The sequence below is a fragment of the Geodermatophilus sp. CPCC 206100 genome, assembly GCF_048569675.1.
GTDB lineage: Bacteria > Actinomycetota > Actinomycetes > Mycobacteriales > Geodermatophilaceae > Geodermatophilus.
Window position 1 is genome coordinate 131785 of record NZ_JAQISV010000014.1, and the last position, 23983, is coordinate 155767.

Annotated in this window: 18 protein-coding genes, 4 tRNA genes and 1 pseudogene; 4 read left to right on the top strand and 19 right to left on the bottom strand. The window is 72.0% G+C overall.

From position 1 onward, the window contains the following. Window positions 1-23 precede the first annotated feature (23 nt). The 9 genes from PGN05_RS08385 to PGN05_RS08425 form a co-directional block, all read right to left on the bottom strand. Entirely contained in the window at window positions 24-3929 is a 3906-nt protein-coding gene (locus PGN05_RS08385) for a DNA-directed RNA polymerase subunit beta' (protein ID WP_419752077.1), read from the bottom strand. A 107-nt stretch (window positions 3930-4036) separates the two neighbouring features. Beyond that, window positions 4037-7429, bottom strand: a complete 3393-nt coding sequence (gene rpoB / locus PGN05_RS08390; RefSeq protein WP_419752095.1) for a DNA-directed RNA polymerase subunit beta — start codon at window positions 7427-7429, stop codon at window positions 4037-4039. 637 nt (window positions 7430-8066) lie between these two features. Beyond that, window positions 8067-8456, bottom strand: a complete 390-nt coding sequence (rplL, locus tag PGN05_RS08395; protein ID WP_419752078.1) for a 50S ribosomal protein L7/L12 — start codon at window positions 8454-8456, stop codon at window positions 8067-8069. A 17-nt stretch (window positions 8457-8473) separates the two neighbouring features. Beyond that, window positions 8474-9088, bottom strand: a complete 615-nt coding sequence (gene rplJ / locus PGN05_RS08400; RefSeq protein ID WP_419752079.1) for a 50S ribosomal protein L10 — start codon at window positions 9086-9088, stop codon at window positions 8474-8476. Window positions 9089-9580: 492 nt separating this feature from the next. Further along, window positions 9581-10300: a 50S ribosomal protein L1 gene (rplA, locus tag PGN05_RS08405; RefSeq protein ID WP_419752080.1), complete on the bottom strand. Its 720-nt coding sequence runs from the start codon at window positions 10298-10300 to the stop codon at window positions 9581-9583. A 139-nt stretch (window positions 10301-10439) separates the two neighbouring features. Continuing rightward, complete coding sequence (gene rplK / locus PGN05_RS08410) at window positions 10440-10868, bottom strand: 50S ribosomal protein L11 (RefSeq protein ID WP_097205660.1); 429 nt, start codon at window positions 10866-10868, stop codon at window positions 10440-10442. A 90-nt stretch (window positions 10869-10958) separates the two neighbouring features. Further along, on the bottom strand, window positions 10959-11837 hold the full coding sequence (gene nusG / locus PGN05_RS08415) for a transcription termination/antitermination protein NusG (protein ID WP_419752081.1): 879 nt from the start codon (window positions 11835-11837) through the stop codon (window positions 10959-10961). A 47-nt stretch (window positions 11838-11884) separates the two neighbouring features. Continuing rightward, window positions 11885-12439: a preprotein translocase subunit SecE gene (gene secE / locus PGN05_RS08420; protein WP_419752082.1), complete on the bottom strand. Its 555-nt coding sequence runs from the start codon at window positions 12437-12439 to the stop codon at window positions 11885-11887. Between the two features lie 109 nt (window positions 12440-12548). Beyond that, window positions 12549-12621, bottom strand: a tRNA-Trp gene (locus PGN05_RS08425). A gap of 288 nt (window positions 12622-12909) precedes the next feature. Here PGN05_RS08425 and PGN05_RS08430 point away from each other — a divergent pair. After that, on the top strand, window positions 12910-14178 hold the full coding sequence (locus PGN05_RS08430) for a pyridoxal phosphate-dependent aminotransferase (RefSeq protein ID WP_419752083.1): 1269 nt from the start codon (window positions 12910-12912) through the stop codon (window positions 14176-14178). Window positions 14179-14214: 36 nt separating this feature from the next. On the opposite strand, the gene PGN05_RS08435 is transcribed toward PGN05_RS08430, so the two are convergent. The 7 genes from PGN05_RS08435 to PGN05_RS08465 form a co-directional block, all read right to left on the bottom strand. Further along, window positions 14215-15639: a peptidase M1 gene (locus PGN05_RS08435; RefSeq protein WP_419752084.1), complete on the bottom strand. Its 1425-nt coding sequence runs from the start codon at window positions 15637-15639 to the stop codon at window positions 14215-14217. Continuing rightward, window positions 15636-16064, bottom strand: a complete 429-nt coding sequence (locus tag PGN05_RS08440; protein WP_419752085.1) for a MaoC/PaaZ C-terminal domain-containing protein — start codon at window positions 16062-16064, stop codon at window positions 15636-15638. Before PGN05_RS08440 ends, PGN05_RS08435 begins: the two co-directional genes overlap by 4 nt. Beyond that, window positions 16061-16507 (bottom strand): FAS1-like dehydratase domain-containing protein, encoded by a 447-nt coding sequence (locus tag PGN05_RS08445; RefSeq protein WP_419752086.1) that lies wholly within the window; start codon window positions 16505-16507, stop codon window positions 16061-16063. The genes PGN05_RS08440 and PGN05_RS08445 overlap by 4 nt, the downstream gene beginning before the upstream one ends. 33 nt (window positions 16508-16540) lie before the next feature. After that, complete coding sequence (gene rpmG, locus PGN05_RS08450) at window positions 16541-16705, bottom strand: 50S ribosomal protein L33 (RefSeq protein ID WP_106275304.1); 165 nt, start codon at window positions 16703-16705, stop codon at window positions 16541-16543. Window positions 16706-16817: 112 nt separating this feature from the next. Further along, window positions 16818-16891 (bottom strand) — tRNA-Met (locus tag PGN05_RS08455). A gap of 45 nt (window positions 16892-16936) precedes the next feature. Next, window positions 16937-17009: transfer RNA gene (locus tag PGN05_RS08460), tRNA-Thr, on the bottom strand. A 97-nt stretch (window positions 17010-17106) separates the two neighbouring features. Continuing rightward, complete coding sequence (locus tag PGN05_RS08465) at window positions 17107-19587, bottom strand: putative bifunctional diguanylate cyclase/phosphodiesterase (protein WP_419752087.1); 2481 nt, start codon at window positions 19585-19587, stop codon at window positions 17107-17109. A 702-nt stretch (window positions 19588-20289) separates the two neighbouring features. Between PGN05_RS08465 and PGN05_RS08470 the strand changes: the two genes are divergently transcribed. Continuing rightward, a complete protein-coding gene (locus PGN05_RS08470) occupies window positions 20290-20721 on the top strand; it encodes a pilus assembly protein TadG-related protein (protein WP_419752088.1) in 432 nt (143 codons plus the stop codon). Window positions 20722-20774: 53 nt separating this feature from the next. Here the strand turns inward: PGN05_RS08470 and PGN05_RS08475 are convergent. Beyond that, window positions 20775-20856, bottom strand: a tRNA-Tyr gene (locus PGN05_RS08475). Between the two features lie 102 nt (window positions 20857-20958). On the opposite strand from PGN05_RS08475, the gene PGN05_RS08480 reads away from it, so the two are divergent. Beyond that, entirely contained in the window at window positions 20959-21450 is a 492-nt protein-coding gene (locus PGN05_RS08480) for a YajQ family cyclic di-GMP-binding protein (RefSeq protein ID WP_419752089.1), read from the top strand. Here PGN05_RS08480 and PGN05_RS08485 read toward each other — a convergent pair whose 3' ends face one another. Then, a complete protein-coding gene (locus PGN05_RS08485) occupies window positions 21451-22611 on the bottom strand; it encodes an FAD-dependent oxidoreductase (protein ID WP_419752090.1) in 1161 nt (386 codons plus the stop codon). An 89-nt stretch (window positions 22612-22700) separates the two neighbouring features. Then, window positions 22701-23600, bottom strand: coding sequence for a zinc metalloprotease HtpX (gene htpX, locus PGN05_RS08490; protein ID WP_419752091.1), 900 nt, complete (start codon window positions 23598-23600; stop codon window positions 22701-22703). 184 nt (window positions 23601-23784) lie between these two features. Here htpX and PGN05_RS08495 point away from each other — a divergent pair. Next, a pseudogene (locus PGN05_RS08495) lies at window positions 23785-23983 on the top strand (2-oxoglutarate ferredoxin oxidoreductase subunit alpha); the annotation flags it as partial.

Sequence of the window (23983 nt, forward strand, 5' to 3'; positions counted from 1 at the left end):
CGGCGGGGAGAGGTGGGTGTTCCTCAGCCGCGCCAGTCGTACTCCTCGAGGCGCACGGCCTCGCCGGAGCCCTGACCGAACACGTCCGGGCTGTAGTACTGCCCGTCGTCGTAGCCGGCCATGGTGTAGACGGCGGCACGCGCCTCCTCGGTCGGCTCGACCGTGATGTTCCGGTAGCGGCTGATGCCGGTACCGGCCGGGATCAGCTTCCCGATGATCACGTTCTCCTTGAGGCCGAGCAGGCTGTCGCTCTTGCCCTGGATCGCGGCGTCGGTGAGCACCTTGGTCGTCTCCTGGAAGGAGGCGGCCGACAGCCACGACTCGGTCGCGAGCGAGGCCTTGGTGATGCCCATGAGCACCGGGCGGGCCGAGGCCGGCTCGTTGCCCTCCGCGACGACCCGGCGGTTCTCGGTCTCGAAGATCGTCCGCTCGACCAGCGCACCGGGCAGGAACTCCGTCGCGCCCGAGTCGATGATGGTCACCCGCTTGAGCATCTGGCGGATGATCACCTCGATGTGCTTGTCGTGGATCGACACGCCCTGGCTGCGGTAGACCTCCTGGACCTCGCGCACCAGGTGCAGCTGCACCTCGCGCGGGCCCATGATCCGCAGCACCTCGTGCGGGTCCACGGCACCCTCGGTGAGCTGCTCGCCCACCTCGACGTGCGCGCCGTCCTCGACCCGCAGCCGCGACCGGCGCGACAGCTTGTCGTAGACGACCTCGTCGGAGCCGTCGTCCGGGGTGATGGTGAGCTTGCGGAACTGCTCGCCGTCCTCGATCCGGACCGAGCCCGCCAGCTCGGCGATGGGCGCCTTGCCCTTGGGCACGCGCGCCTCGAAGAGCTCCACCACGCGCGGCAGGCCGTGAGTGATGTCCTCACCCGCGACACCACCGGTGTGGAAGGTGCGCATCGTCAGCTGGGTGCCGGGCTCGCCGATCGACTGGGCGGCGATGATGCCGACCGCCTCGCCGACGTCCACCAGCTTGCCGGTCGCGAGCGACCGGCCGTAGCAGGTGGCGCAGGTGCCCAGCAGCGACTCGCAGGTGAGCACGCAGCGGACCTTGACCTCGCCGACCCCGGCGTCGATGAGCGCCTGGATCAGCACGTCACCCAGGTCGGAGTTGGCCTGCGCGACGAGCGTCCCGTCCTCGGCCACCACGTCGGCGGCCAGGGCGCGGGCGTAGACGCCGGTCTCGACGTGCGGGTCGCGCGTGAGCTGCCCGTCGATCACGGTCGCGATCGGCATGATCACGCCGCGCTCGGTGCCGCAGTCCTCCTCGCGGATGATGACGTCCTGGGAGACGTCGACCAGCCGGCGGGTGAGGTAGCCGGAGTCGGCCGTGCGGAGCGCGGTGTCGGCCAGACCCTTGCGTGCGCCGTGCGTCGAGATGAAGTACTCGAGCACGGACAGACCCTCCCGGAAGTTGGCCTTGATCGGCCGCGGGATGATCTCGCCCTTCGGGTTGGCCACCAGGCCGCGCATGCCGGCGATCTGGCTGATCTGCATCATGTTGCCTCGGGCGCCCGAGTTGACCATGACCCAGACCGGGTTGGTGGTCGGGAAGTTGTCCACCATCGCCTGGCTGACCTCGGCCCGCGCGCGGGTCCAGATCTCGATGAGCTCGCCACGACGCTCGGCGTCGGTGATGACGCCGCGCTCGTACTGGCGCTCGATCTGCCGGGCCTCGGCCTCGTGCCGGTCCAGGATCTCCTGCTTGGCCGGCGGGGTGACCACGTCGTCGATGGCGATCGTGATCCCCGCGCGGGTGGCCCAGTGGAACCCGGCGGACTTGAGGGCGTCCAGCGTCGCCGCGACCTGCACCTTGGGGTAGCGCTCGGCGAGGTCGTTGACGATCGCCCCGAGCTCCTTCTTCGGCACCTGGTAGTTGACGAAGCGGTAGTCCTCGGGCAGGGCCTCGTTGAACAGCACCCGGCCCAGGCTGGTGAGCACGCGCGCGGGAGCGCCCGGCGTCCAGTCCTCCGGCTGCTCCCAGGCCTGGTTGACCTTGCCGTTGTCGACGCCGTAGACCTCGTCGAGCCGGATCCAGGCCCGCTCCTGCAGACCCAGGGAGCCCTTGTCGTAGGCCATGACCGCCTCGGCCGCCGACGAGAACGCCGCCGGCTGGCCACCGTCGGCCTCGTACCGGCTGGCCACCAGGGTGGTCAGGTGGTACAGGCCCAGCACCATGTCCTGGGTCGGCGCGGTGATCGGGCGACCGTCGGCCGGGCTCAGGATGTTGTTCGACGACAGCATCAGGATCCGGGCCTCGGCCTGCGCCTCGGCCGACAGCGGCAGGTGCACCGCCATCTGGTCGCCGTCGAAGTCGGCGTTGAACGCGGTGCAGACCAGCGGGTGGATCTGGATGGCCTTGCCCTCGACCAGCTGCGGCTCGAAGGCCTGGATGCCCAGGCGGTGCAGCGTCGGCGCGCGGTTCAGCAGCACCGGGTGCTCGGTGATGACCTCCTCCAGCACGTCCCAGACGACGGGACGCGCGCGCTCCACCATCCGCTTGGCGGACTTGATGTTCTGCGCGTGGTTGAGGTCGACCAGCCGCTTCATGACGAAGGGCTTGAACAGCTCCAGCGCCATCTGCTTGGGCAGGCCGCACTGGTGCAGCTTCAGCTGCGGGCCGACGACGATGACCGAACGGCCGGAGTAGTCGACACGCTTGCCGAGCAGGTTCTGGCGGAACCGGCCCTGCTTGCCCTTGAGCAGGTCCGACAGCGACTTGAGCGGGCGGTTGCCCGGGCCGGTGACCGGCCGGCCGCGGCGGCCGTTGTCGAACAGCGCGTCCACGGACTCCTGGAGCATCCGCTTCTCGTTGTTCACGATGATCTCGGGCGCGCCGAGGTCGAGCAGCCGCTTCAGCCGGTTGTTCCGGTTGATCACCCGGCGGTACAGGTCGTTCATGTCGCTGGTGGCGAAGCGGCCACCGTCGAGCTGCACCATCGGGCGCAGGTCCGGCGGGATGACCGGGACGCAGTCCAGCACCATGCCCATGGGCGAGTTGCGGGTCTGCTGGAAGGCAGCCACGACCTTCAGCCGCTTGAGGGCCCGCAGCTTGCGCTGGCCCTTGCCGCTGCGGATGGTCTCGCGCAGCGAGGCGGCCTCGGCGTCGAGGTCGAAGTCGGCGAGCAGCTTCTGCAGCGCCGCGGCACCCATGCCGCCCTCGAAGTACTCACCGAAGCGGTCGCGCAGCTCGCGGTAGAGGCCCTCGTCGGCGATGAGCTGCTTGACCTCCAGCTTGCGGAAGGTGTCGAGCACCTCCTCGAGGCGGTCGATCTCCCGCTGGGAGCGGTCGCGCAGCTGGCGCATCTCGCGCTCGCCGCCCTCGCGCACCTTCCGGCGCACGTCGGACTTGGCACCCTCGGCCTCGAGCTCGGCGAGGTCGGCCTCCAGCTTCTGCTGGCGGGCCTCCACGTCGGCGTCACGGCGGGTCTCGAGGTTGTGCTTCTCGGCGCTGATCTCGGCCTCGATGGTCGGCAGGTCGCGGTGCCGCGACTCGTCGTCGACCGAGGTGATCAGGTAGGCCGCGAAGTAGATGATCTTCTCGAGGTCCTTGGGCGCCAGGTCCAGCAGGTACCCCAGGCGCGAGGGGACGCCCTTGAAGAACCAGATGTGGGTGACCGGGGCGGCCAGCTCGATGTGGCCCATCCGCTCGCGGCGGACCTTGGCCCGGGTCACCTCGACGCCGCAGCGCTCACAGATGATGCCCTTGAACCGGACCCGCTTGTACTTGCCGCAGTAGCACTCCCAGTCCCGGGTGGGACCGAAGATCTTCTCGCAGAAGAGACCGTCCTTCTCCGGACGCAGCGTCCGGTAGTTGATGGTCTCGGGCTTCTTCACCTCACCGTGCGACCACTGGCGGATGTCGTCGCCGGTGGCCAGACCGATGCGCAACTCATCGAAGAAGTTGACGTCGAGCACTGAGTGGACCCCTTTCCGGGGCTAGTGATGCTTTTGCTTCTTTGTCGTTGGCTTTGTGGCCGCGCCGGGTCTCTCGGAGCTCGCGGAGAGAAACCCGGCGCGGAACATCACACGTCCTCGACGCTGGAGGGCTCGCGGCGGGACAGGTCGATGCCCAGCTCCTCCGCGGCCCGGAAGACCTCGTCGTCGGTGTCGCGCAGCTCGATCGCCTGGCCGTCGCCGGACAGGACCTCCACGTTGAGGCAGAGCGACTGCAGCTCCTTGAGCAACACCTTGAACGACTCCGGGATGCCCGGCTCCGGGATGTTCTCGCCCTTGACGATCGCCTCGTAGACCTTGACCCGGCCGAGGATGTCGTCGGACTTGATGGTGAGCAGCTCCTGCAGCGCGTAGGCCGCGCCGTAGGCCTGCATCGCCCAGCACTCCATCTCACCGAAGCGCTGGCCACCGAACTGCGCCTTACCACCCAGCGGCTGCTGCGTGATCATCGAGTAGGGGCCGGTCGACCGGGCGTGGATCTTGTCGTCGACCAGGTGCAGCAGCTTCAGGATGTAGACGTAGCCGACCGAGATCGGCTCCGGGAACGGCTCGCCGGAGCGGCCGTCGAACAGCCGCGCCTTGCCGGTGGGGGCCACCATCCGGTTGCCGTCGCGGTTGGGGATGGTCGAGCTGAGCAGCCCGACGATCTCCTCCTCGCGCGCACCGTCGAACACCGGCGTCGCCGTCCGGGTGCCCGGAGCGGCCGAGTGCGCCGCCTCGGGCAGGTTGCCGGCCCACTCCGGGGTGCCCTCGACCTGCCAGCCCGACTTGGCGACCCACCCGAGGTGGGTCTCCAGGACCTGGCCGACGTTCATCCGGCCGGGCACGCCCAGCGGGTTGAGGACGATGTCCACCGGGGTGCCGTCCTCGAGGAACGGCATGTCCTCCTGCGGCAGGATCTTCGCGATGACGCCCTTGTTGCCGTGGCGGCCGGCGAGCTTGTCGCCGTCGGAGATCTTGCGCATCTGGGCGACGTAGACCCGGATCAGCTCGTTGACGCCGGCGGGCAGCTCGTCGCCGTCCTCGCGCGAGAACACGCGGACGCCGATGACCTTGCCGGACTCACCGTGCTTGACCTTCAGCGACGTGTCGCGGACCTCGCGGGCCTTCTCACCGAAGATCGCGCGGAGCAGCCGCTCCTCGGGGGTCAGCTCGGTCTCGCCCTTGGGCGTGACCTTGCCGACGAGGATGTCGCCGGGGACGACCTCGGCACCGATGCGGATGATGCCGCGCTCGTCGAGGTCGGCGAGGACCTCCTCGGAGACGTTCGGGATGTCCCGGGTGATCTCCTCGGCACCGAGCTTGGTGTCGCGGGCGTCGACCTCGAACTCCTCGATGTGGATCGAGGACAGGACGTCGTCCTGCACGAGGCGCTGCGACAGGATGATCGCGTCCTCGTAGTTGTGGCCCTCCCACGGCATGAAGGCGACGAGCAGGTTCTTGCCCAGCGCCATCTCGCCCTGGTCGGTGCACGGCCCGTCGGCGATGACCTGGCCGACCTCGACCCGCTGGCCCTCGTCCACGACGGGGGTCTGGTTGATCGAGGTGCCCTGGTTCGAGCGGCGGAACTTCAGCAGCCGGTAGGTCTGCCGGGTGCCGTCGTCGGCCATGACGGTGACGTAGTCGGCGGTGGAGTCCTCGACCACACCGGCCTTCTCGGCCACCACGACGTCGCCGGCGTCGACGGCGGCCCGCAGCTCCATGCCGGTGCCGACCAGCGGCGCCTCGCTGCGCAGCAGCGGGACGGCCTGGCGCTGCATGTTCGCGCCCATGAGCGCGCGGTTGGCGTCGTCGTGCTCGAGGAACGGGATCATCGCCGTCGCGACCGAGGTCATCTGCCGCGGCGAGACGTCCATGTAGTCGACGTTCTCGGGGACGAGGTAGTCGACCTCACCGCCCTTGGTGCGGACCAGGACGCGGTCCTCGGCGAACCGGCCCTGGGCGTCCAGCGGCGAGTTGGCCTGGGCGACGACGAAGCGGTCCTCCTCGTCGGCGGTCAGGTAGTCGATCTGCTCGCTGACCACACCGTTGTTCACCCGGCGGTACGGGGTCTCGATGAAGCCGAAGGCGTTGACCCGCCCGTAGGCCGACAGCGAGCCGATCAGGCCGATGTTCGGGCCTTCCGGCGTCTCGATCGGGCACATCCGGCCGTAGTGGCTGGGGTGCACGTCGCGGACCTCCATGCCGGCCCGCTCACGGGACAGACCACCCGGGCCCAGCGCCGACAGGCGGCGCTTGTGGGTCAGGCCCGCGAGGGGGTTGGTCTGGTCCATGAACTGGGACAGCTGGCTGGTGCCGAAGAACTCCTTGATGGAGGCGACGACCGGCCGGATGTTGATCAGGGTCTGCGGCGTGATCGCCTCGACGTCCTGGGTCGTCATGCGCTCGCGGACGACGCGCTCCATGCGGGAGAGGCCGACCCGGATCTGGTTCTGGATCAGCTCGCCCACGGTGCGCAGGCGACGGTTGCCGAAGTGGTCGATGTCGTCGACGCCGTGGTCCGCCTCGCCGGCGTGCAGCCGGACGACGTACTCGATCGTGGCGACGATGTCGTCCTCGGTCAGCGTCAGCGTGCTCTGCGGCACCTCGACGCCGAGCTTCTTGTTGACCTTGTAGCGGCCGACCTTCGCCAGGTCGTAGCGCTTGCCGTTGAAGAACAGGTTCTCCAGCAGCGCCTGGGCCGACTCGCGCGTCGGCGGCTCGCCCGGCCGCAGCTTGCGGTAGATGTCCAGCAGGGCCTCGTCCTGCCCGGCGATGTGGTCCTTCTCGAGGGTGGCCAGCACCGTGGGCGACCACTGGAAGTGCTCGCGGATGCGGTCCTCGGCCCAGCCCAGCGCCTTGAGCAGCACGGTGACCGGCTGGCGGCGCTTGCGGTCGATGCGGACACCGACGGTGTCGCGCTTGTCGACGTCGAACTCCAGCCACGCACCACGGCTGGGGATCACCTTGGCGCTGAAGACGTCCTTGTCCGACGTCTTGTCGAGGGTCTTGTCGAAGTACACGCCCGGGCTGCGGACCAGCTGCGAGACGACGACACGCTCGGTCCCGTTGATGACGAACGTGCCCTTGCTCGTCATGATGGGGAAGTCGCCCATGAACACCGTCTGGCTCTTGATCTCGCCGGTGGTGTTGTTCATGAACTCGGCGGTCACGAACAGCGGCGCCGCGTAGGTCATGTCCTTGTCCTTGCACTCCTCGAGGGACGCCTTGACGTCCTCGAAGCGCGGGTTGGAGAAGGACAGCGACATGGAGCCGCTGAAGTCCTCGATCGGGGAGATCTCCTCGAGGATCTCGGCCAGGCCGCCGACGGCGTCGGCCTGCTCCTCGGGGGCGAGCGTGGCCCGCCACTCGGGGCTGCCGATCAGCCAGTCGAACGAGGCGGTCTGGAGCGCCAGGAGGTCCGGCACCTCGAGGGGCTCGGAGATCTTCGCGAACGACACGCGCAGCGGCGCGCCGGGGATCTTCTGCTGGTCGGCCTCTCCGGTGCGGGGGCCGGCCTGGGGAGTCTGGTTCTGCTGGCCGTAGCCGCCGGACTCGGTCGTGCTGGGGGAGATGCTGGTGGGGCGAGAGCCTGCCAAGATGCGTCCTTCCAAGGACCTCACGACGTGCGGGCGGGGAGTGCTGTTTCGTCCTGGGTCGTCGTCGGTAATGGCGGGGCTGTCCGCGTCGTCCTGCACCACGGGGTCCACCAGGGCCTGGGACGGATCCCGGGCACCACTGGTGACCCGTCGGTAGCGGGCAGGCAGTCAGGGGGCAGCGCAACAGGGAACCCTACCCCTGCAGCGGCAGACTGTCCACGTCGGGGGGCCCGTAGCGACCAGGGCCACACCCGGGAAGGACAGCCGGCCGGCGGGGACCGGGTCGGCCCTCTCCATGACGACGACAGTCATGATGCCAGTCCCGTCGCCCCCGGTCAGCAGCCACGCCGCTCCCGTGTGGCCGACCCCCGGCCAGGGGACGCCGCAGGGGCCGCCCCCCGAGTGGAGGACGGCCCCTGGTGACGCGATGGAACGGCCCTGGCTGGAAGGGCCCCCTGCCCCCACCGCTCGCGAGCTCGCGGCGGGACCCTGCAGGCGGCCCGAGGGCGCCGGGGTCCTCCTACTTGACGGTGACGGTGGCGCCGGCGCCCTCGAGGGCGGCCTTGGCCTTCTCCGCAGCGTCCTTGGCGACCTTCTCCAGGACCGGCTTCGGCGCGCCGTCGACCAGGTCCTTGGCCTCCTTGAGGCCGAGCGAGGTCAGGCCGCGCACCTCCTTGATGACCTGGATCTTCTTGTCGCCGGCGCTCTCGAGGATGACGTCGAACTCGTCCTGCTCGACGGCCTCCTCAGCGGCGCCGCCGCCACCGGCGGCCGGGGCGGCCGCGACGGCGACGGGGGCAGCAGCGGTGACCTCGAAGGTCTCCTCGAACTGCTTCACGAAGTCCGACAGCTCGAGGAGGGTCATCTCCTTGAACGCGTCGAGCAGGTCCGTGGTGGACAGCTTGGCCATGATCTCTCCTTCTGTGGTCAGTCGGTGCTGGCCGCGGCGTCCGCGGCGACAGCGTCGGGGGTGGTGGTGTCAGCAGCAGCGGCGTCGTCGCCGGCGGCCGGAGCAGCGGAGCCCTCGGCGGACTCCTTCTTCTCCTGCAGCGCGGCGGCGAGGCGGGCGACCTGGGACAGCGGGGCCTGGAACAGACCCGCGGCCTTGGTGAGGTTGCCCTTCATCGCGCCGGCCAGCTTGGCCAGCAGGACCTCGCGGGGCTCGACGTCGGCGAGCGCGGTGACCTCGCCGGCATCGACGGTGCGGCCCTCGACCACGCCGCCCTTGACGACGAGCAGCGGGTTGGCGCGCGCGAAGTCACGGATGGCCTTGGCCGCGGTCACCGGGTCGCCCTCGATGAAGGCGATCGCGGTGGGCCCGTTGAGCAGCGGCGCCAGGTCGGAGAACCCGACCTGCTCCGCGGCCCGCTTCGTCAGGGTGTTCTTGACGACGGCGTAGCTGCTGCCCTCACCGAGGGATCGGCGCAGCTGGGTCAGCTGGGCCACGGTCAGCCCGCGGTACTCGGTGAGCACCGCCGCGCTGGACGACTGGAACCGCTCGGTGATCTCGTCGATCACCGCGGCCTTCGCCTGCGTGGGCATGGGCCTCCTCTCGTCTGTCGGGCGACCACCGGCCGGTGCACGACGGCGGGCGATCACCGGCCCCGGAGACGAGGAACGCCCCGGCGCAGGGCGCACGGGGCGAGGGAGGGACGCAGGGCGTCCGTCGATCGAACCGTCCTCCTGCGCGGGTCGCCCGGGATCCGGGACCTTCGATCGCACGCGGACGTGCGACGACCAGCGGTCTTGGGGGGAACGTCGACGAGCATACGCCACCCCCGCCGGACGCCGCTGTCGCCGTCGTCACCCTCGCGGGAACCAGGTCGCGGACGCACGAGGGCCCCGCCGCGCGTCTGCGCTGCGGGGCCCAGGTGACGTGCTGGAGCAGCCCGGCCTCCTCGCAGGGCCCCGCCGCGAGCGTCAGCGAGCGGTGGGGGGCGAGGAGGTCCTCCTTCAGGCGGTGCCCATGGTCGAGCTCCGCGCCCCGGTCCGCTCCTCGCTCGTTCCTCGCTGCGATGCTCCCGGGGCTGTCGCTCAGACGCTGGGCTCGTCCACCGTGAGGTTGCGGGTCCGGTTCGGGTCCACCGGGATGCCCGGGCCCATGGTCGTGGAGATGGTGACCTTCTTGACGTACCGGCCCTTGGCCGCGGCCGGCTTGGCGCGCAGCACCTCGTCGAGCGCCGCGGCGTAGTTCTCCACCAGCTTGGTGCCGTCGAACGACGTCTTGCCGATGACCAGGTGCAGGTTGGCCTGCTTGTCGACGCGGAAGTTGATCTTCCCGCCCTTGATGTCGTTGACGGCCTTGGTGACGTCGGGGGTCACCGTGCCCGTCTTCGGGTTCGGCATCAGGCCGCGGGGGCCGAGGATGCGGGCGATCCGGCCGACCTTGGCCATCTGGTCGGGGGTGGCGATCGCCGCGTCGAAGTCAAGGAAGCCGCCCTGGATGCGCTCGATCAGGTCGTCCGAGCCGACGACGTCGGCGCCGGCGGCCTCGGCCTCGGCGGCCTTGTCACCGGTCGCGAAGACGATGACGCGGGCGGTCTTGCCGGTGCCGTGCGGCAGGTTCACCGTGCCGCGGACCATCTGGTCGGCCTTGCGGGGGTCGACGCCCAGCCGCATGGCCACCTCGACGGTGGCGTCGTAGGACGTCGTCGACGTCTCCTTGGCCAGGGCGGCCGCCTGCAGCGGGGTGTACAGCTGCTCGCGGTCGACCTTCGCGGCCGCCTCGCGGAACTTCTTGCCGTGCTTCGCCATGGTGTGTCCTCTCCCCCGGCGCGTGGCCGGGAGTCGTGTGGTGCGCGGGCCTGGCGCAGGCCCTCCCACGGGTGACGTGATGAAGGACCTCGTTCTGCTCACCCCTCGCGAGCTCGGGGCGAGCCTCGGAACGAGGTCGTTACTGGACGGTGATGCCCATCGACCGGGCGGTGCCGGCGATGATCTTCTCGGCCTCGTCGAGGGAGTTGGCGTTGAGGTCGGCCATCTTGGTCTGGGCGATCTCGCGGACCTGGTCGCGCGTCACGGTGGCGACCTTGGTCTTGTGCGGCTCGCCGGAACCCTTCTCCACACCGGCCGCCTTGAGCAGCATGCGCGCCGCCGGCGGGGTCTTGGTGACGAAGGTGAACGAGCGGTCCTCGTAGACCGAGATCTCGACCGGGACCACGTTGCCGCGCTGCGACTCCGTGGCGGCGTTGTAGGCCTTGCAGAACTCCATGATGTTGACGCCGTGCTGGCCGAGCGCCGGACCCACGGGCGGGGCGGGCGTGGCCGCACCGGCGTTGATCTGGAGCTTGATGACCGCGGTCAACCGCTTCCTGGGGGGCATGACTTCCTTCTCGGTGACGGGGTGGAACGGCCCCGGTGCAGGGTCCCGGCCCGAGCGGAGCGAGGGCTGGGGGGCACCGGGGTCCTTCGACTAGAGCTTCTGGACCTGGTTGAACGACAGCTCGACCGGCGTCTCCCGGCCGAAGATGGAGACGAGCACCTGGAGCTTCTGCTGCTCGGCGTTGATCTCGTTGATCGTGGCCGGCAGCGTGGCGAACGGTCCGTCCATGACCGTCACCGACTCCCCGACCTCGAAGTCGACGACGGCGACCGGCGCGGCGGCGGCCGCGGCGGGGGCGTCGGCCGTCTTCGCGACCTGCGGCGTCGTGGCCGGCGCCAGGATCTTGACGACCTCGTCGAGGGTCAGCGGGGAGGGCCGGGACGTGGCGCCGACGAAGCCGGTCACCCCGGGGGTGTTGCGCACGGCACCCCAGGACTCGTCGTTGAGCTCCATCCGGACCAGCAGGTACCCCGGGAAGACCTTCCGGTTGACCTGGGTGCGCTTGCCGTTCTTGATCTCGGTGACCTCCTCGGTGGGCACCTCGATCTGGTAGATGTAGTCCTCCATGTCCAGCGACTGGATGCGGGACTCGAGGTTGGTCTTCACCTTGTTCTCGTAGCCCGCGTAGGAGTGCACGACGTACCAGTCGCCGGGGGCGATCCGCAGCGCCTTGCGCAGCGCCTCGACCGGGTCCTCGTCCTCCTCCTCCGTCAGGTCGGAGGAGGGCGCCGGGGCGGCCAGGGGGTCGCTCACCAGGCTGTCGGTGTCGCCGGACTCCACGTCGGGGGTCGCGTCGGCGACACCGGTCAGCGCGTCCTGGTCGGCGGTGTCGGAGGAGCCCTCGGCAGCGCCGGTCTCGCCGACGCCGGTCTCCAGGTCCACGCTGCCGCGCACGTCGAAGCGGTCGTCGTCGAGGTCGATCCCCTCGACGGCGCTGTCGGTGTCGAAGGGCTCGCGGGGGTCGGTCACGGTGTCTCTTCCTCGTCGCGTCGTGTGGTGGGGGCGGGTGGTGGGGCTCAGCCGAAGACGGCGAGCACACCCGCGCTGAAGAGGATGTCCAGGCCGGCCACCAGCGCGACCATGAAGGCCACGAAGACGATCACGACGGTCGTGTAGGTGATCAGCTCGCGTCGCCCCGGCCAGATGACCTTGCGCAGCTCGGCGACGACCTCGCGGAGGAACCGGCGCAGGCTGCGGCGCTGGCGGACCTCGTCGGCCCGGGCCTTCTCCGCCGCGGCGCGGGACCGGGTGCCCGCACCGTCGGCGGACCGGCCGGCCGGGCGGGCGTCGGTCCGCTCACGAGCGGCACGCCGGGTGCGCGGGGCCACCGGCTCGTCGTCGTCCTCGTCGTCGCCGGCGGTGATCCGGCCTCCGCGGCGGGCCCCGGTGTTGCGGGCGGCCACCACCTTGTCCTCGTCGGCCTCGGCCTCCGCCGCGATCTCGGCCTCAGCGGCCTCGAGCTCGGCGGCGTCCTCGACGCCCGGCGCCTCGGCGTCGAGCTGCTCGTCGGTGAGGTCGGCGTCGGAGGCGGCGCGAGGGTCGTCCTCGCGTGCCGGCTTCTCGTCGCTCACTGCGCCTCGCTCGTTCGGTGGTGGGTGGCCGCTGCTCTCTGGCCGTCTGTCCGGGTGGTGCCGTCCTGCGGGTGGTGCGCGTCACCGGCCGGAGGACCGGCGGCACGGGCAGGGGTGACAGGACTTGAACCTGCAGCCTGCGGTTTTGGAGACCGCTGCTCTGCCAATTGAGCTACACCCCTTGGCGGACCCCGTCCGCCCCGCCCGTCGCGAACTCGGGGCGAGACCCGGGACCGGGCCGTCCTGGACCGGATGCCCGCTCCGGGCGACACCGGGCCCCGCAGGGGATCCGGGGCACGCCGGTGGCGGGGCCACCTGCCCCAGGACAGCCAGTGTACGGGACCGCCGGGCCCGGCAGCCAACGCGCACCCGACGGGGTGGCGGGCGCGCACCCGACGAGCTCGCCCGCCCGGCGACCGGGACGCCCAACGGAGGCGACCGGAAGCGCCGCCCTTTGACACGATGACGTCATGGCCGCCCACCCCACCGCCGTCTCCTCTCCGGAGCCCGCCGCCTCCTCCCCCGAGCTGCCGCCCGTGCAGCGTCGCGTCTCGCGCCGCATCGCGGCGATCGCCGAGTCCGCGACCCTCGCGGTCGACGCCAAGGCGAAGGCGCTCAAGGCCGCCGGCAAGCCCGTCATCGGCTTCGGCGCCGGCGAGCCGGACTTCCCGACGCCGGACTACATCGTGGCGGCGGCCGTGGCCGCCTGCTCGCAGCCGGCGATGCACCGGTACACCCCCGCGGGCGGGCTGCCGGCGCTCAAGGAGGCGATCGTCGCGAAGACCGCCCGCGACTCGGGCCTGCAGGTGACGCCGGCCGACGTGCTGGTCACCAACGGCGGCAAGCAAGCCGTCTACGAGGCGTTCGCCACGATGCTCGACCCGGGCGACGAGGTCCTCCTGCCCGCCCCGTACTGGACGACCTACCCCGAGGCGATCGCCCTGGCCGGCGGCGTGCCGGTGCCGGTGGTGGCCGACGAGCAGAGCGGCTACCTGGTGTCGGTCGCCCAGCTGGAGGCGGCCCGGACGCCCCGGACGAAGGTGCTGCTGTTCTGCTCGCCGTCCAACCCGACCGGTGCGGTGTACCCGCCGGAGGTGGTCGAGGAGATCGGCCGCTGGGCGCTGGACAACGGCATCTGGGTGCTCACCGACGAGATCTACGAGCACCTCACCTACGACGGCGCCACCGCCCCCTCGATGCCCGTGCTGGTCCCCGAGCTCGCCGACCAGTGCGTCGTCGTCAACGGGGTGGCCAAGACCTACGCGATGACCGGCTGGCGGGTCGGCTGGATCGTGGGCCCGGCCGACGTGGTCAAGGCCGCCACGAACCTCCAGTCGCACGCCACGTCGAACGTCGCCAACGTGTCCCAGGCGGCCGCGATCGCCGCCCTCACCGGCGACCTCGCGGCGGTGGCGACCATGCGCGAGGCCTTCGACCGGCGCCGCCGGACGATCGTGTCGATGCTGCGCGAGATCCCGGGGGTCGCCTGCCCGGAGCCGCAGGGCGCCTTCTACGTCTACCCCTCGGTCAAGGCGCTGCTCGGCCGCCCGATCGCCGGCCGGACGGCGGCCGACAGCGTGCAGCTGGCCGAGATCATCCTCGAGGAGGCCGAGGTCGCGGTCGTCCCGGGGGAGGCGTTCGGCACCCCCGGCTACCTGCGGATGTCCTACGCGCTCGGCGACGACGACCTCGTCGAGGGCGTGCAGCGGATGCAGCGCCTGCTCGGCTCCGCCGGCTGAGGAGGCCTCCGCCGGCTGAGGAGGCCCCCGCCGGCCTCAGCGGGGCAGGTCGTCCTCGTGGAGGGCACCGGCGTCCAGGAGGACGTCGAGGGCGGCGGGCAGGTCGGCCAGGGCGCGGGCGACGTCCTCGGGGGTGGCGATGGTCCAGGCGTTGGCGTCCACGTAGCAGCGCAGGGCGGCGTCGAACGCGTCGGCTCCGGCCGCCTCCCGGGCGGCTCGCAGCGCGGCCCCGCCCTTGCCGTAGACCCGCGCGAAGTAGGCGTCGGTGTCGGGGAACTCGTCCATCGCCGACCCGACGTCGCCGGGGAGTGCGAGCGCGCCGTCCCGGGCCGGGAAGGCCACCGACTCCGCGTAGCTGGCGAACGCCTCGTCCAGCCACGGATCGCGGAACTGCGAGTCGCCGACCATCCCGTAGAACCACATGTGGGCGACCTCGTGCAGCAGCACCAGCTCGTCCGCGCCGGCCAGCAGGATCGAGCTCGGGTACTCGATGCCGCCGCCGGAGTCGGGGAGCAATGGAACGGTGAGCGTCCGGTACGGGAACGGGCCGAAGCGCTCCTCGAGGTCGCCGATCGCCGTGACCGCCCAGTCGGCCAGCCGCTCGGCGGGGACGTCCGCACCGGGCAGCACGCCGGTGGTGACCTCGATCCCGTCGTCGGTGGTCGCCGTCGCGGTCGCGAACCGGCCCACGGCCACGCTGACGTCGCGGGCGACGGGCTCGGTCGACGTCCACGTGCGGCGCCCGTCCCGGACGGCGGAGGGCTCGTCCTGGTCGCCAGTCATGAGCACGGTGAGCTCCTCGGGCGCCGAGACCCGGATGCGGGTGTCGGCGACCGGGCTGGCGGCCGTCTCGCCGAGGATGCCGACGAACGGGTCACGGGCCCACCCGACACCGGGTTCCCAGGCGAGCAGCGGCGCACCGCTGGCCCACCAGGAGGCGCCCTCCGCGGCGCCGACCCGCTCGAAGCCGCCCCTGCCCAGCGCCAGCGTGAAGTCCAGCTCGACCTCGGTGGACTCCCCGGCCGCCAGCTCGCCGTCCAGCCGGACGACGTAGAGGCCGCCGGGGCCCTCGGCACCGGCGTCCTCGTAGCCGCTGCCGGCGACGCGGTCGCCCCGGGCGTCGGTGACGTCGAGGCGGTTGCCGGTGGCCGCGGCGCCGGGGTCGTTGGGCACCAGCCGGAACACCAGCTCGTCGGTGGGCCGGTCGGGGGTGAAGACGACGCGCTCGGTCCCGCCGACCGTGCGCAGGTCGTCCTCGAGGCGGAAGTCCAGCTCGACGACCGGCCGGTCGGGGTCGGGCTCGGCGCGCTCACCGCAGCCACCCGGGGCCGGGGTCTCCCCTGGCGGCGCCGGCGACGCGGCGCTGTCCTCGGCGGCGAGGGTGTCGACGAACGAGGCCCCGCACCCGGGCAGGAGCAGGACGGCGGCGAGGAACAGGGAGCCCCGCCGCTCCGCCCTCACGCGAGCTGGACGGTGGCGCGCGCCAGGGAGAGCACCTTCTCGCCGGCGCTGGTGACCGTGAGGTCGACGCGGGCGCGGCCGTCCTCGCCCAGCGCGCCCACCTTGCCGCGGACGACGACCTCGGCACCGGCGTCGTCGTCGGGGACGACGACCGGGCGGCCGAAGCGCACGTGGTACTCGACGAGGGCTCCGGGGTCCCCGGCCCACGCGCTGACCGCGCGGGCGGCCAGGGCCATCGTGAACATCCCGTGGGCGATCACCCCGGGCAGGCCGACCTCGGTGGCCACCCGCTCGTTCCAGTGGATGGGGTTGAAGTCGCCCGAGGCGCCGGCGTAGCGGACCAGGTCGGCGCGCGTGACACGGTAGGTCTGCTCGGGCAGCTCGGTGCCGACGGTGACGTCGGCGGCCCGCACGGCTGCGCTCACGCGGTCCCCCGGGCCACGAGCATCGACGTGGCCGAGCACACCGGCTCGCCGTCCTCGGTGGCGACGTCGACCCGCGTGGTGAGCAGGTCGTTGCCGGCCACGCTGCGCACCGCCTCGATGGTCGGGGTGGCGACCAGCCGGTCTCCGGCGCGGATCGGCCGGTGGTGGGTGAACCGCTGCTCGCCGTGCACCACGCGGCTGTAGTCGAGGGCGACGTCGGGGTCCTCCACGACGACGCCGGCCGCCGAGAGGGTCAGCGCGATGGCGAACGTCGGCGGGGCGATGACGTCGGGGTGCCCGACGGCGCGGGCGGCGCCGGCGTCCCGGTGCACCGCGTCGGTCGCACCGATCGCGGCGGCGAACTCGGCGATCTTCTGCCGGCCGACCTCGTAGACGGCGGAGGGCGGGTAGCTGCGCCCGACTAGTGTCGGATCAAGCGCCATGCTCCCGCCCTCCCTGCCGCGTGGACCGCTGGGTCAGCGGGTCTCGCGGTGGACCGTGTGCTTGCGGTCCTTCGGGCAGTACTTCTTCAGCTCGAGCCGGTCGGGGTCGTTGCGCCGGTTCTTGCGGGTGATGTAGTTGCGGTTCTTGCACTCCTGGCAGGCCAGGGTGATCTTCGGACGGACGTCGGTGGCTGCCATGGAGGCTCCTCGCCTTGTCGGGACGGGCCCGCCGGGCCCGGTGCGCGCGGACGGGTGCCCGCACGGTGCTGCAACACGCCGACGGACCCCGAGGTGCGGGGTCCGTCGAGAGTAGCGGTGACCGGATTTGAACCGGTGACACAGCGATTATGAGCCGCTTGCTCTGCCTGGCTGAGCTACACCGCCGGGAGGACCGTGCGGCCCGGTCTCGCGACAGGACCGGTCGGTCGGAGCCCCTTTACGGAATCGAACCGTAGACCTTCTCCTTACCATGGAGACGCTCTGCCGACTGAGCTAAAGGGGCGGTGGCCGGAGCCGTCGAGAACTGTACCCGACGCCTTCAGCCTCCCTGCAGGGGCCCCCCGGCGAGCCTGCGAGCGGTGGGGGCAGGGAGGTCCTTCTCAGGTGCGGACGAACAGCCGGCGGTGCGGCGCACCGGGAGCGGCCGAGCGGACGCCGGTGCGCGCCAGGATCCAGCTCTCCAGCCGCTCGTCGGGCAGCGGGCGGCTGACCAGGAAGCCCTGCAGCTTGTCGCAGCCCATCTCGGCCAGCAGGTTGCGGGTGAGCTCGTCCTCGACGCCCTCGGCCACCACGCGCAGGCCCAGGTTGTGCGCCAGCTCGATGATCGACCGGGCGATGAACGACTCGCCCTGGCTGGTGGACATCCCCAGCACGAAGGACTTGTCGATCTTCACCTCGTCGATGGGCAGCTGGCGCAGCTGGGACAGCGACGAGTAGCCGGTGCCGAAGTCGTCCATCGACAGCCGCAGGCCCAGGGCGTGCAGGTCGGCCAGCACCGTGCTGCTGCGCACCGAGTCGTCGACGACGCTGCCCTCGGTGAGCTCCAAGGTGAGCAGCTCCCCCGGGACGCCGTGCCGCCGCAGCGCCCGCCGGACCCGGTCGACCAGGTCCGGCTCGGTCAGGCAGCGCGCGGAGAGGTTGACGGCTACGCACAACGCGATGTCCTGGTCCAGCCACTTGCGGCAGCGCGCCAGGGCCAGGTCCAGCACGTGGTCGGTGAGCAGGCCGATGCGGCCGATCTGCTCGGCCAGGTGGATGAAGTCGTCGGGGGCGATCGCGCCGTAGCGCGGATGGGCCCACCGGACCAGCGTCTCGACCGACACGATGTCGGAGGTGCGGGCGTCGATGATCGGCTGGAAGACGACGCTGATCTGCCCCTCGGCCATCGCCAGCTCGAGCTCGGTGCCCAGCTGCAGGCGGCGCAGGCTCTGCTGGTCGAGCACCGGGTGGTAGCTGGCCACGCCGCTGGAGCCGGAGCCGGCCAGCAGCGCGACGTCGGCCCGCTGCATGAGCGTGCCGGCGTCGGTGCCGTGGACCGGAGCCGCGGCCACGCCGATGGAGAGCGTGACTTCGAGGTCGAGCCCGGCCACGCGGGCGCGGGTGGAGGTGGCCTCCCGCAGCCGCCGCGCGGCCCGCTCGGTGGCGGCCAGGGACAGCCCGGGCAGCAGGACGGCGAACTGCTCGCCCTCCATGCGCGCCACCAGCGCCTGCGGCGGGGCGTGCTCGCGCAGCAGTCCGGCGGTCACCAGCAGCAGCTCGTCACTGGCCGCGTGCCCGAGGGTGTCGGTCACCTCGGTGTAGTTGTCGAGAGCGGCCAGGATGAGGCCCGCGCGCCCGGCGACCGGGTCGGCGGCCAGCAGCTGGTCGATCTCGACCGCCAGGCGCTGCCGGTTGGGCAGGCCGGTGAGCCGGTCGTGGTCGGCGTCGTAGCGGATCTGGGTGAGCAGCTGCTGCTGCCGGATGGCGGCGTTGACGTGCGTGAGCATCGAGTCCAGCGCGGCGCGGTCGCCGTCCACGAAGGAGACGACGTCGCTGCGCCGGTCGCAGATCTCCAGGTACCCGGGCTCACCGGCCGCGGTGGCCACGGGCGCGGCCAGGAGGTCCGCGGCGCCGCGCCGGGCGAGGGCGGCGGCCTCGGCCTCGGTCGCCCGTGCCAGCGAGACGAGCACCGGGCCGTCCACCGAGCCGTCGGTGGCCCGCCGGCGGATGAGGTCGTCGGGGTCGCTGGGCCCGTCGTACCAACTGCGGCCGTCGTCGGCCGCCACGACCAGCCGCGGCCCCTCGTCGAGGTAGGGCGGCAGCCACAGCGCCACGCGGTCGGCGTTGAGCAGCTCCTTGACGGCCTCGACGATCCGCCGGGTGCCGTCCTCGTCGGAGCCGACCTGCTCCACGCGCCGGGCGAACTCGTAGACCCGGTGCAGGGTCTCGCCCTCACGGGTCACCCGGGCGAAGCGGCGGTAGAGCAGCCCCAGGATCAGCAGGACCGGGAGCAGCAACAGCCAGGCCCACGCCGTCCGGTCCAGCACCAGCGCGGCGACCAGGCCGATGACCACCGAGATCGGGTACACGACGAGCACGGGGACGAAGAGGCCCGCCAGCATGGCGCGGCCGGGGTTGCCCTGCGTGACGATGATGGCGCCGACGATGATCAGCGTGCCCACCGCGGTCGCCGGGATGACCGCCGTGAGGTAGCTCAGCCAGGTCAGCGGGTCGCTGATCGCACCGACCGGCAGGTGCTGCAGGAGGAGGACGGCGACCCCGACCTGGACGACGGTCATCGCGACGTTGGTGAGGATCTTCGCCGCCGGCAGGCGGTCCCGCGCACTGATCGCGCCGATCGCGCCGGCGCAGGCCACGGCCGTCCAGGCGCCGCCCATCTCGACCAGGGAGAGGACGAGGACCGCCTCTGCGACCGAGCAGGAGATGGTGTGCGACCGCAGCTCGACGGCCAGCGTGAGCGACTCGGCGACGAGGAACGCGACGAAGAAGGCGGGCACGGCCCAGAGCGCGACGGGTCGCACCGCCGTCCCCGCCAGGTGCATGACGAAGGGCAGCGCGAGAGCGATGACCACAGCGGCCACCACGGGAGGCTGGCGGAACGCCGACCACCGCGCGGGCGCGCTCGGATCGAGTTCGGCCACGGTCACCCGGTTCCTCGGGAGTGGGAGGATTGCGGGCGGAAGGCTAACAGGCAACCGGGTCACTCCCGGCCCGTTCCCAGGCCTCGTCCCACCCCAAGGGGGCAGTCGGCACGCGTGGCCGACCGCCCCCCTACCGGGGTCAGGCCCGGATCAGCTCCAGCGGCTGCCGCGGCTCCACCGGCTGCCACGGCTCCACCGGCTACCACGGCTCCACCGGCTACCACGGGACAGGACGGAAGTCTGGACCTCGTTCATGACGCCTCCTCAGGCATGAAGGACTGCTCCAAGAGCGCGGCAGTCACCCAGGCGCGGGGGCAGAGCGTCGTTCGGTACGGACCGCGCCGGAGAGATTGCTGCCTGTCACCCATTCGAGGCAAGCACGGAAGATCACGACGGCGTGACGTTCCGCTATGTCGTCACCCTGTGTTGCCGAATGTGGCGGTCGGTCACCCGAACGCGTGATCCGGGTGGCCCACGGGGTGAGTGTGACGGGTGGGGCCTGGCGTGTCGCCGGTCGGGCGTGTTCCCCCGTCGTCCACAGGCCGCCCCCGCGTCGTCGGCCCGGCCGTCGCGCCGTCCACACCCGTCCCCCACCGGCGTCCACAGCTCCTGGACAGGTGGGACGCCCCCTACGCTGCCCCGGTGCGGACGAGAGGAGAGGCTGCCGAGCGGGGCTCGACGCTGCCGCTGGTCCTGGTGTGCTGGCTGGTGGCCGCACTCATGGCCTTCGGCGCCATCGCGGCCTCCGACGCCTTCCTCGAGCAGCAGGAGGTCCAGTCCGTCTGCGACGGCGCGGCCCTCGCGGCGGCGAACGCGACCGACGAGGCAGCGCTCTACGCGGCGGGCGCGGGTACCGCCCTGCCCCTCACGCGGGCGAGCACCCAGGCCGCCGTCGCCGACCAGCTGGCCGACGGCGGGAGCCGGCTCGACGCGTGGGCGACCGAGACCGACGGCGTCGAGGTCACGGTCACCTGCACCCGGCAGGTGGAGATCGCCTTCGGGTGGCTGTTCCTGGGCGGGGAGCCGCTCGAGCGCAGCGCCGTCGCCAGCGCCCGCGCCCCCACCGTCGCCTGAGACGCCGACAGGCCCCCCACCTCCGCCGGGGGCCGGGGCCTGTGCCGGATCGGGGGGGGGTGGAGGGTTTGAACCTTCGTAGGCTAAGCCGACGGATTTACAGTCCGCTCCCATTGGCCACTCGGGCAACCCGCCGTGGTGGTACGGGGAGGAAGCGTACAAGACGCCGTCACCCGGTCCGTCCGGTGTCCCCCCGGGGCCCGACGACGGGTGGCGCACCGAGAGGAGCACCCCCAGATGGCCGACTCGTCCTTCGACGTGGTGAGCAAGGTCGACCGCCAGGAGGTCGACAACGCCCTCAACCAGGCCGCCAAGGAGCTCGCCCAGCGCTTCGACTTCCGCGGCACGAACGCCGCCATCGCCTGGGCCGGCGAGGAGGGCGTGAGCCTGAGCGCCGACACCGAGGAGCGGGTCTCCGCCGCGCTCGACGTCTTCAAGGAGAAGCTCGTCAAGCGGGGCATCTCCCTCAAGGCCCTCGATGCCGACGAGCCGCAGTCCTCGGGCCGCTCCTACAAGATCTCCGCCCGGATCAAGCAGGGCCTCGAGTCGGACAAGGCCAAGCAGATCGCCAAGATCATCCGCGACGAGGGGCCCAAGGGCGTGCAGGCGCAGATCCAGGGCGACCAGCTGCGGGTCACCGGCAAGAAGCGTGACGACCTGCAGGCGGTCCAGCAGCTGCTGCGGAACAAGGACCTCGACGTCGCGCTCCAGTTCGACAACTACCGCTGATCAGCGGGAGCCCTGCAGGGCACCAGCGCGGACCGTCTCCTCCGGCCGCGGGCCGGGGAAGGACCGGTCACCGAAGAGGACCCGGCGGGCCGCGGCCCGCCCGAGGGGCGTGCGGAGCACGGTGAACGCCGCCGCCGCGAGGCCCGGGGTGCGCACCTGGGCCAGCCCGTGACGCAGGAGGAGCCGGCCGCGGAAGCCGGCCCGCAGGGCCGCGCCGTCGTAGTGGCGCAGGGCGTCGGGCCGCCCGGCCCGCAGGGCGTCGTCCAGGACGTCGGCGGCGAGCTCCGACAGCCGCAGGCACGGGTCGAGACCCCCCGCGGTGAGCGGCGACACCGCACCGGCCGCGTCCCCGACGAGGAGCCCGTCCGCGCCGCCGATCCGGCGCAGCAGGCCGCCGACGGGGATGGGGCCGCCGCGCCGCTCCACCTCCTCGGGGCGGTCGACGCCGTGCAGGCCGGGCGCGGAGGCGGCGAACCGGGCCACCGCCCGGCGCAGGCCCTCGGGGAAGCGGTCGGCGTAGCCGGCCACACCGACGTGGGCGTGCCGTCCGTCGTTCACCACCCAGGCCAGGTAGCCGGGGGCCAGCGAGGGGTCGAGCACGCAGTGGAACGTCGGGGGCTCCGCGCTGCCCGGCACCTCGAACACCTCCTCCGCACCGACCAGCAGGGCGGTGTTGCGGTCCAGGCCGAGGTCGCGGGCGACCCGGGAGCGGGCCCCGTCGGCGCCGACGACGAAGCGCGCCCGCACCGTCGTCGGCCCCTCCGGGCCGACGAGGAGGAAGGCGCCGGCCCGCCGGCCCGCATAGCGGGTCCCGAGCGACAGCCGCACACCGGCCTCGGTCGCGGCGCGGGCTGCCGCCAGGTAGAGCGGCGCCATGTCGCCGACCCGGTACTCGTCGCGATCGCTGACCAGGTCGACCGGGCGGCGCAGCCCCGGCGGGTAGAGCACCACGCGGCGGATCGGCGGCCCGAGGCACTCGGGCGGCAGTGGGAAGTCGTCGAGGGTCTTCCGGACGAAGATCCCCGTGGTGCGGATGGCGCCCGTCAGGCGGGGCCGGCGTTCGACCAGCAGCACGTCCCGGCCGCGGCGGGCGAGCAGCGTGGCCGTGTGCAGCCCGGCCAGCCCCGCACCGACGACGAGCACGTCGGCGTTGTCGTCCATGCCTCTCCCCCGTCCGCAGCCGCGGGTCCCGGTGCCCGCGCCGGATCGAGGGTCGATGGTTACCTATCGAATGTCAATAGGGCCCGCCGTCAGGGCCGGTCGATCTCCCGGGCCATCTGCTCCAGCCGCGCGATGCGCTGGGCCATCGGCGGGTGCGTCGCGAACAGGCTCGCCAGGCCGGGACCGCGGAACGGGTTGGCGATCATCAGGTGGCTCTGGGTGACCAGCCGGTCCTCCTGCGGCAGCGGCCGGGCGGCCGCCCCCCGCTCGATCGCGCGGAGGGCGTCCGCGAGGGCCATGGGGTCGGCGGAGAGCGCGGCACCGGAGGCGTCGGCCTGGTACTCACGGCTGCGGCTGACCGCCATCTGCACGAGGCCCGCGGCGAGCGGCCCGAGGAACACCAGCAGGAGGCTGCCCAGCGCGTTGCCGCCGCCCCGGTCGTCGTCGGCCCGGCCGCCGAAGATCGACGCGAACATCGCCATGTGGGCCAGGTAGGTGACCACCGTCGCCATCGCGCCGGCCACGGAGCTGATCAGGATGTCCCGGTTGTAGACGTGGGACAGCTCGTGGGCGAGGACGGCGCGCAGCTGCCGCCGGTCGAGCAGCTCGAGGATGCCCTGGGTGACGCAGACCGCGGCCGTGCGGGGGTTGCGGCCGGTGGCGAAGGCGTTGGGCTGGTCGGTGGGGCTGACGTAGAGCCGGGGCATCGGCTGCCGGGCCGCGGTGGCCAGCTCCCGCACCATCCCGTACAGCGCCGGGGCCTGGGTCTCGGTGACGGGGAAGGCGCGCATGGCACGCAGCGCCAGCTTGTCGCTGTTGAGGTAGGCGTAGCCGTTCACCGCCAGGGCCACCACGAGGGCCACGAGCAGGCCGCTGCGCCCGCCGATCAGCGCGCCGGCCGCGAGGATGAGCCCACCCATGAGACCGAGGAGGACCGCGGTCTTCAGTCCGTTGCTCCAGCGCTGCACGCCCCGGTCAACGGCGCTCACGGAGGCCCCGTTCCCCGGGGTGACCGCCACGGTCGTGGGACGACGGTCACGGAATGCCGCTCCGACAGCGGGGGTTGCCCATCAGGAGTGCCGGGTCCGCCCGGCCGTCCCGAACTGTGACTCTCGTCACGGCCCGTGTCGATCGAGGGGCCACGTAGCCTCGGCCGGTGGAGGTACACCACTGATGACCACGACCAACCCGCCCGTTCCCACCAGCGCGGCGGGCGGCACGGTGCCGTTCGTCAAGAGCGTCGTCGAGCTGGACCGCGTCGTCATCCGGTTGGCGGGTGACTCCGGTGATGGCATGCAGTTGACCGGGAACCGGTTCACCAGTGAGACGGCGAGCTTCGGCAACGACCTGTCCACGCTGCCCAACTTCCCGG

Bases quoted from the DNA above. Each gene is read 5' to 3' on its own strand.
- rplL (WP_419752078.1), bottom strand. From the start codon at position 8,456: ATGGCCAAGCTGTCCACCACGGACCTGCTCGACGCGTTCAAGGAGATG.
- rplJ (WP_419752079.1), bottom strand. From the start codon at position 9,088: ATGCCCACGCAGGCGAAGGCCGCGGTGATCGACGAGATCACCGAGCGG.
- rplA (WP_419752080.1), bottom strand. From the start codon at position 10,300: ATGGCGAAGCACGGCAAGAAGTTCCGCGAGGCGGCCGCGAAGGTCGAC.
- rplK (WP_097205660.1), bottom strand. From the start codon at position 10,868: ATGCCCCCCAGGAAGCGGTTGACCGCGGTCATCAAGCTCCAGATCAAC.
- PGN05_RS08430 (WP_419752083.1), top strand. From the start codon at position 12,910: ATGGCCGCCCACCCCACCGCCGTCTCCTCTCCGGAGCCCGCCGCCTCC.
- PGN05_RS08445 (WP_419752086.1), bottom strand. From the start codon at position 16,507: ATGGCGCTTGATCCGACACTAGTCGGGCGCAGCTACCCGCCCTCCGCC.
- rpmG (WP_106275304.1), bottom strand. From the start codon at position 16,705: ATGGCAGCCACCGACGTCCGTCCGAAGATCACCCTGGCCTGCCAGGAG.
- PGN05_RS08480 (WP_419752089.1), top strand. From the start codon at position 20,959: ATGGCCGACTCGTCCTTCGACGTGGTGAGCAAGGTCGACCGCCAGGAG.
- PGN05_RS08485 (WP_419752090.1), bottom strand. From the start codon at position 22,611: ATGGACGACAACGCCGACGTGCTCGTCGTCGGTGCGGGGCTGGCCGGG.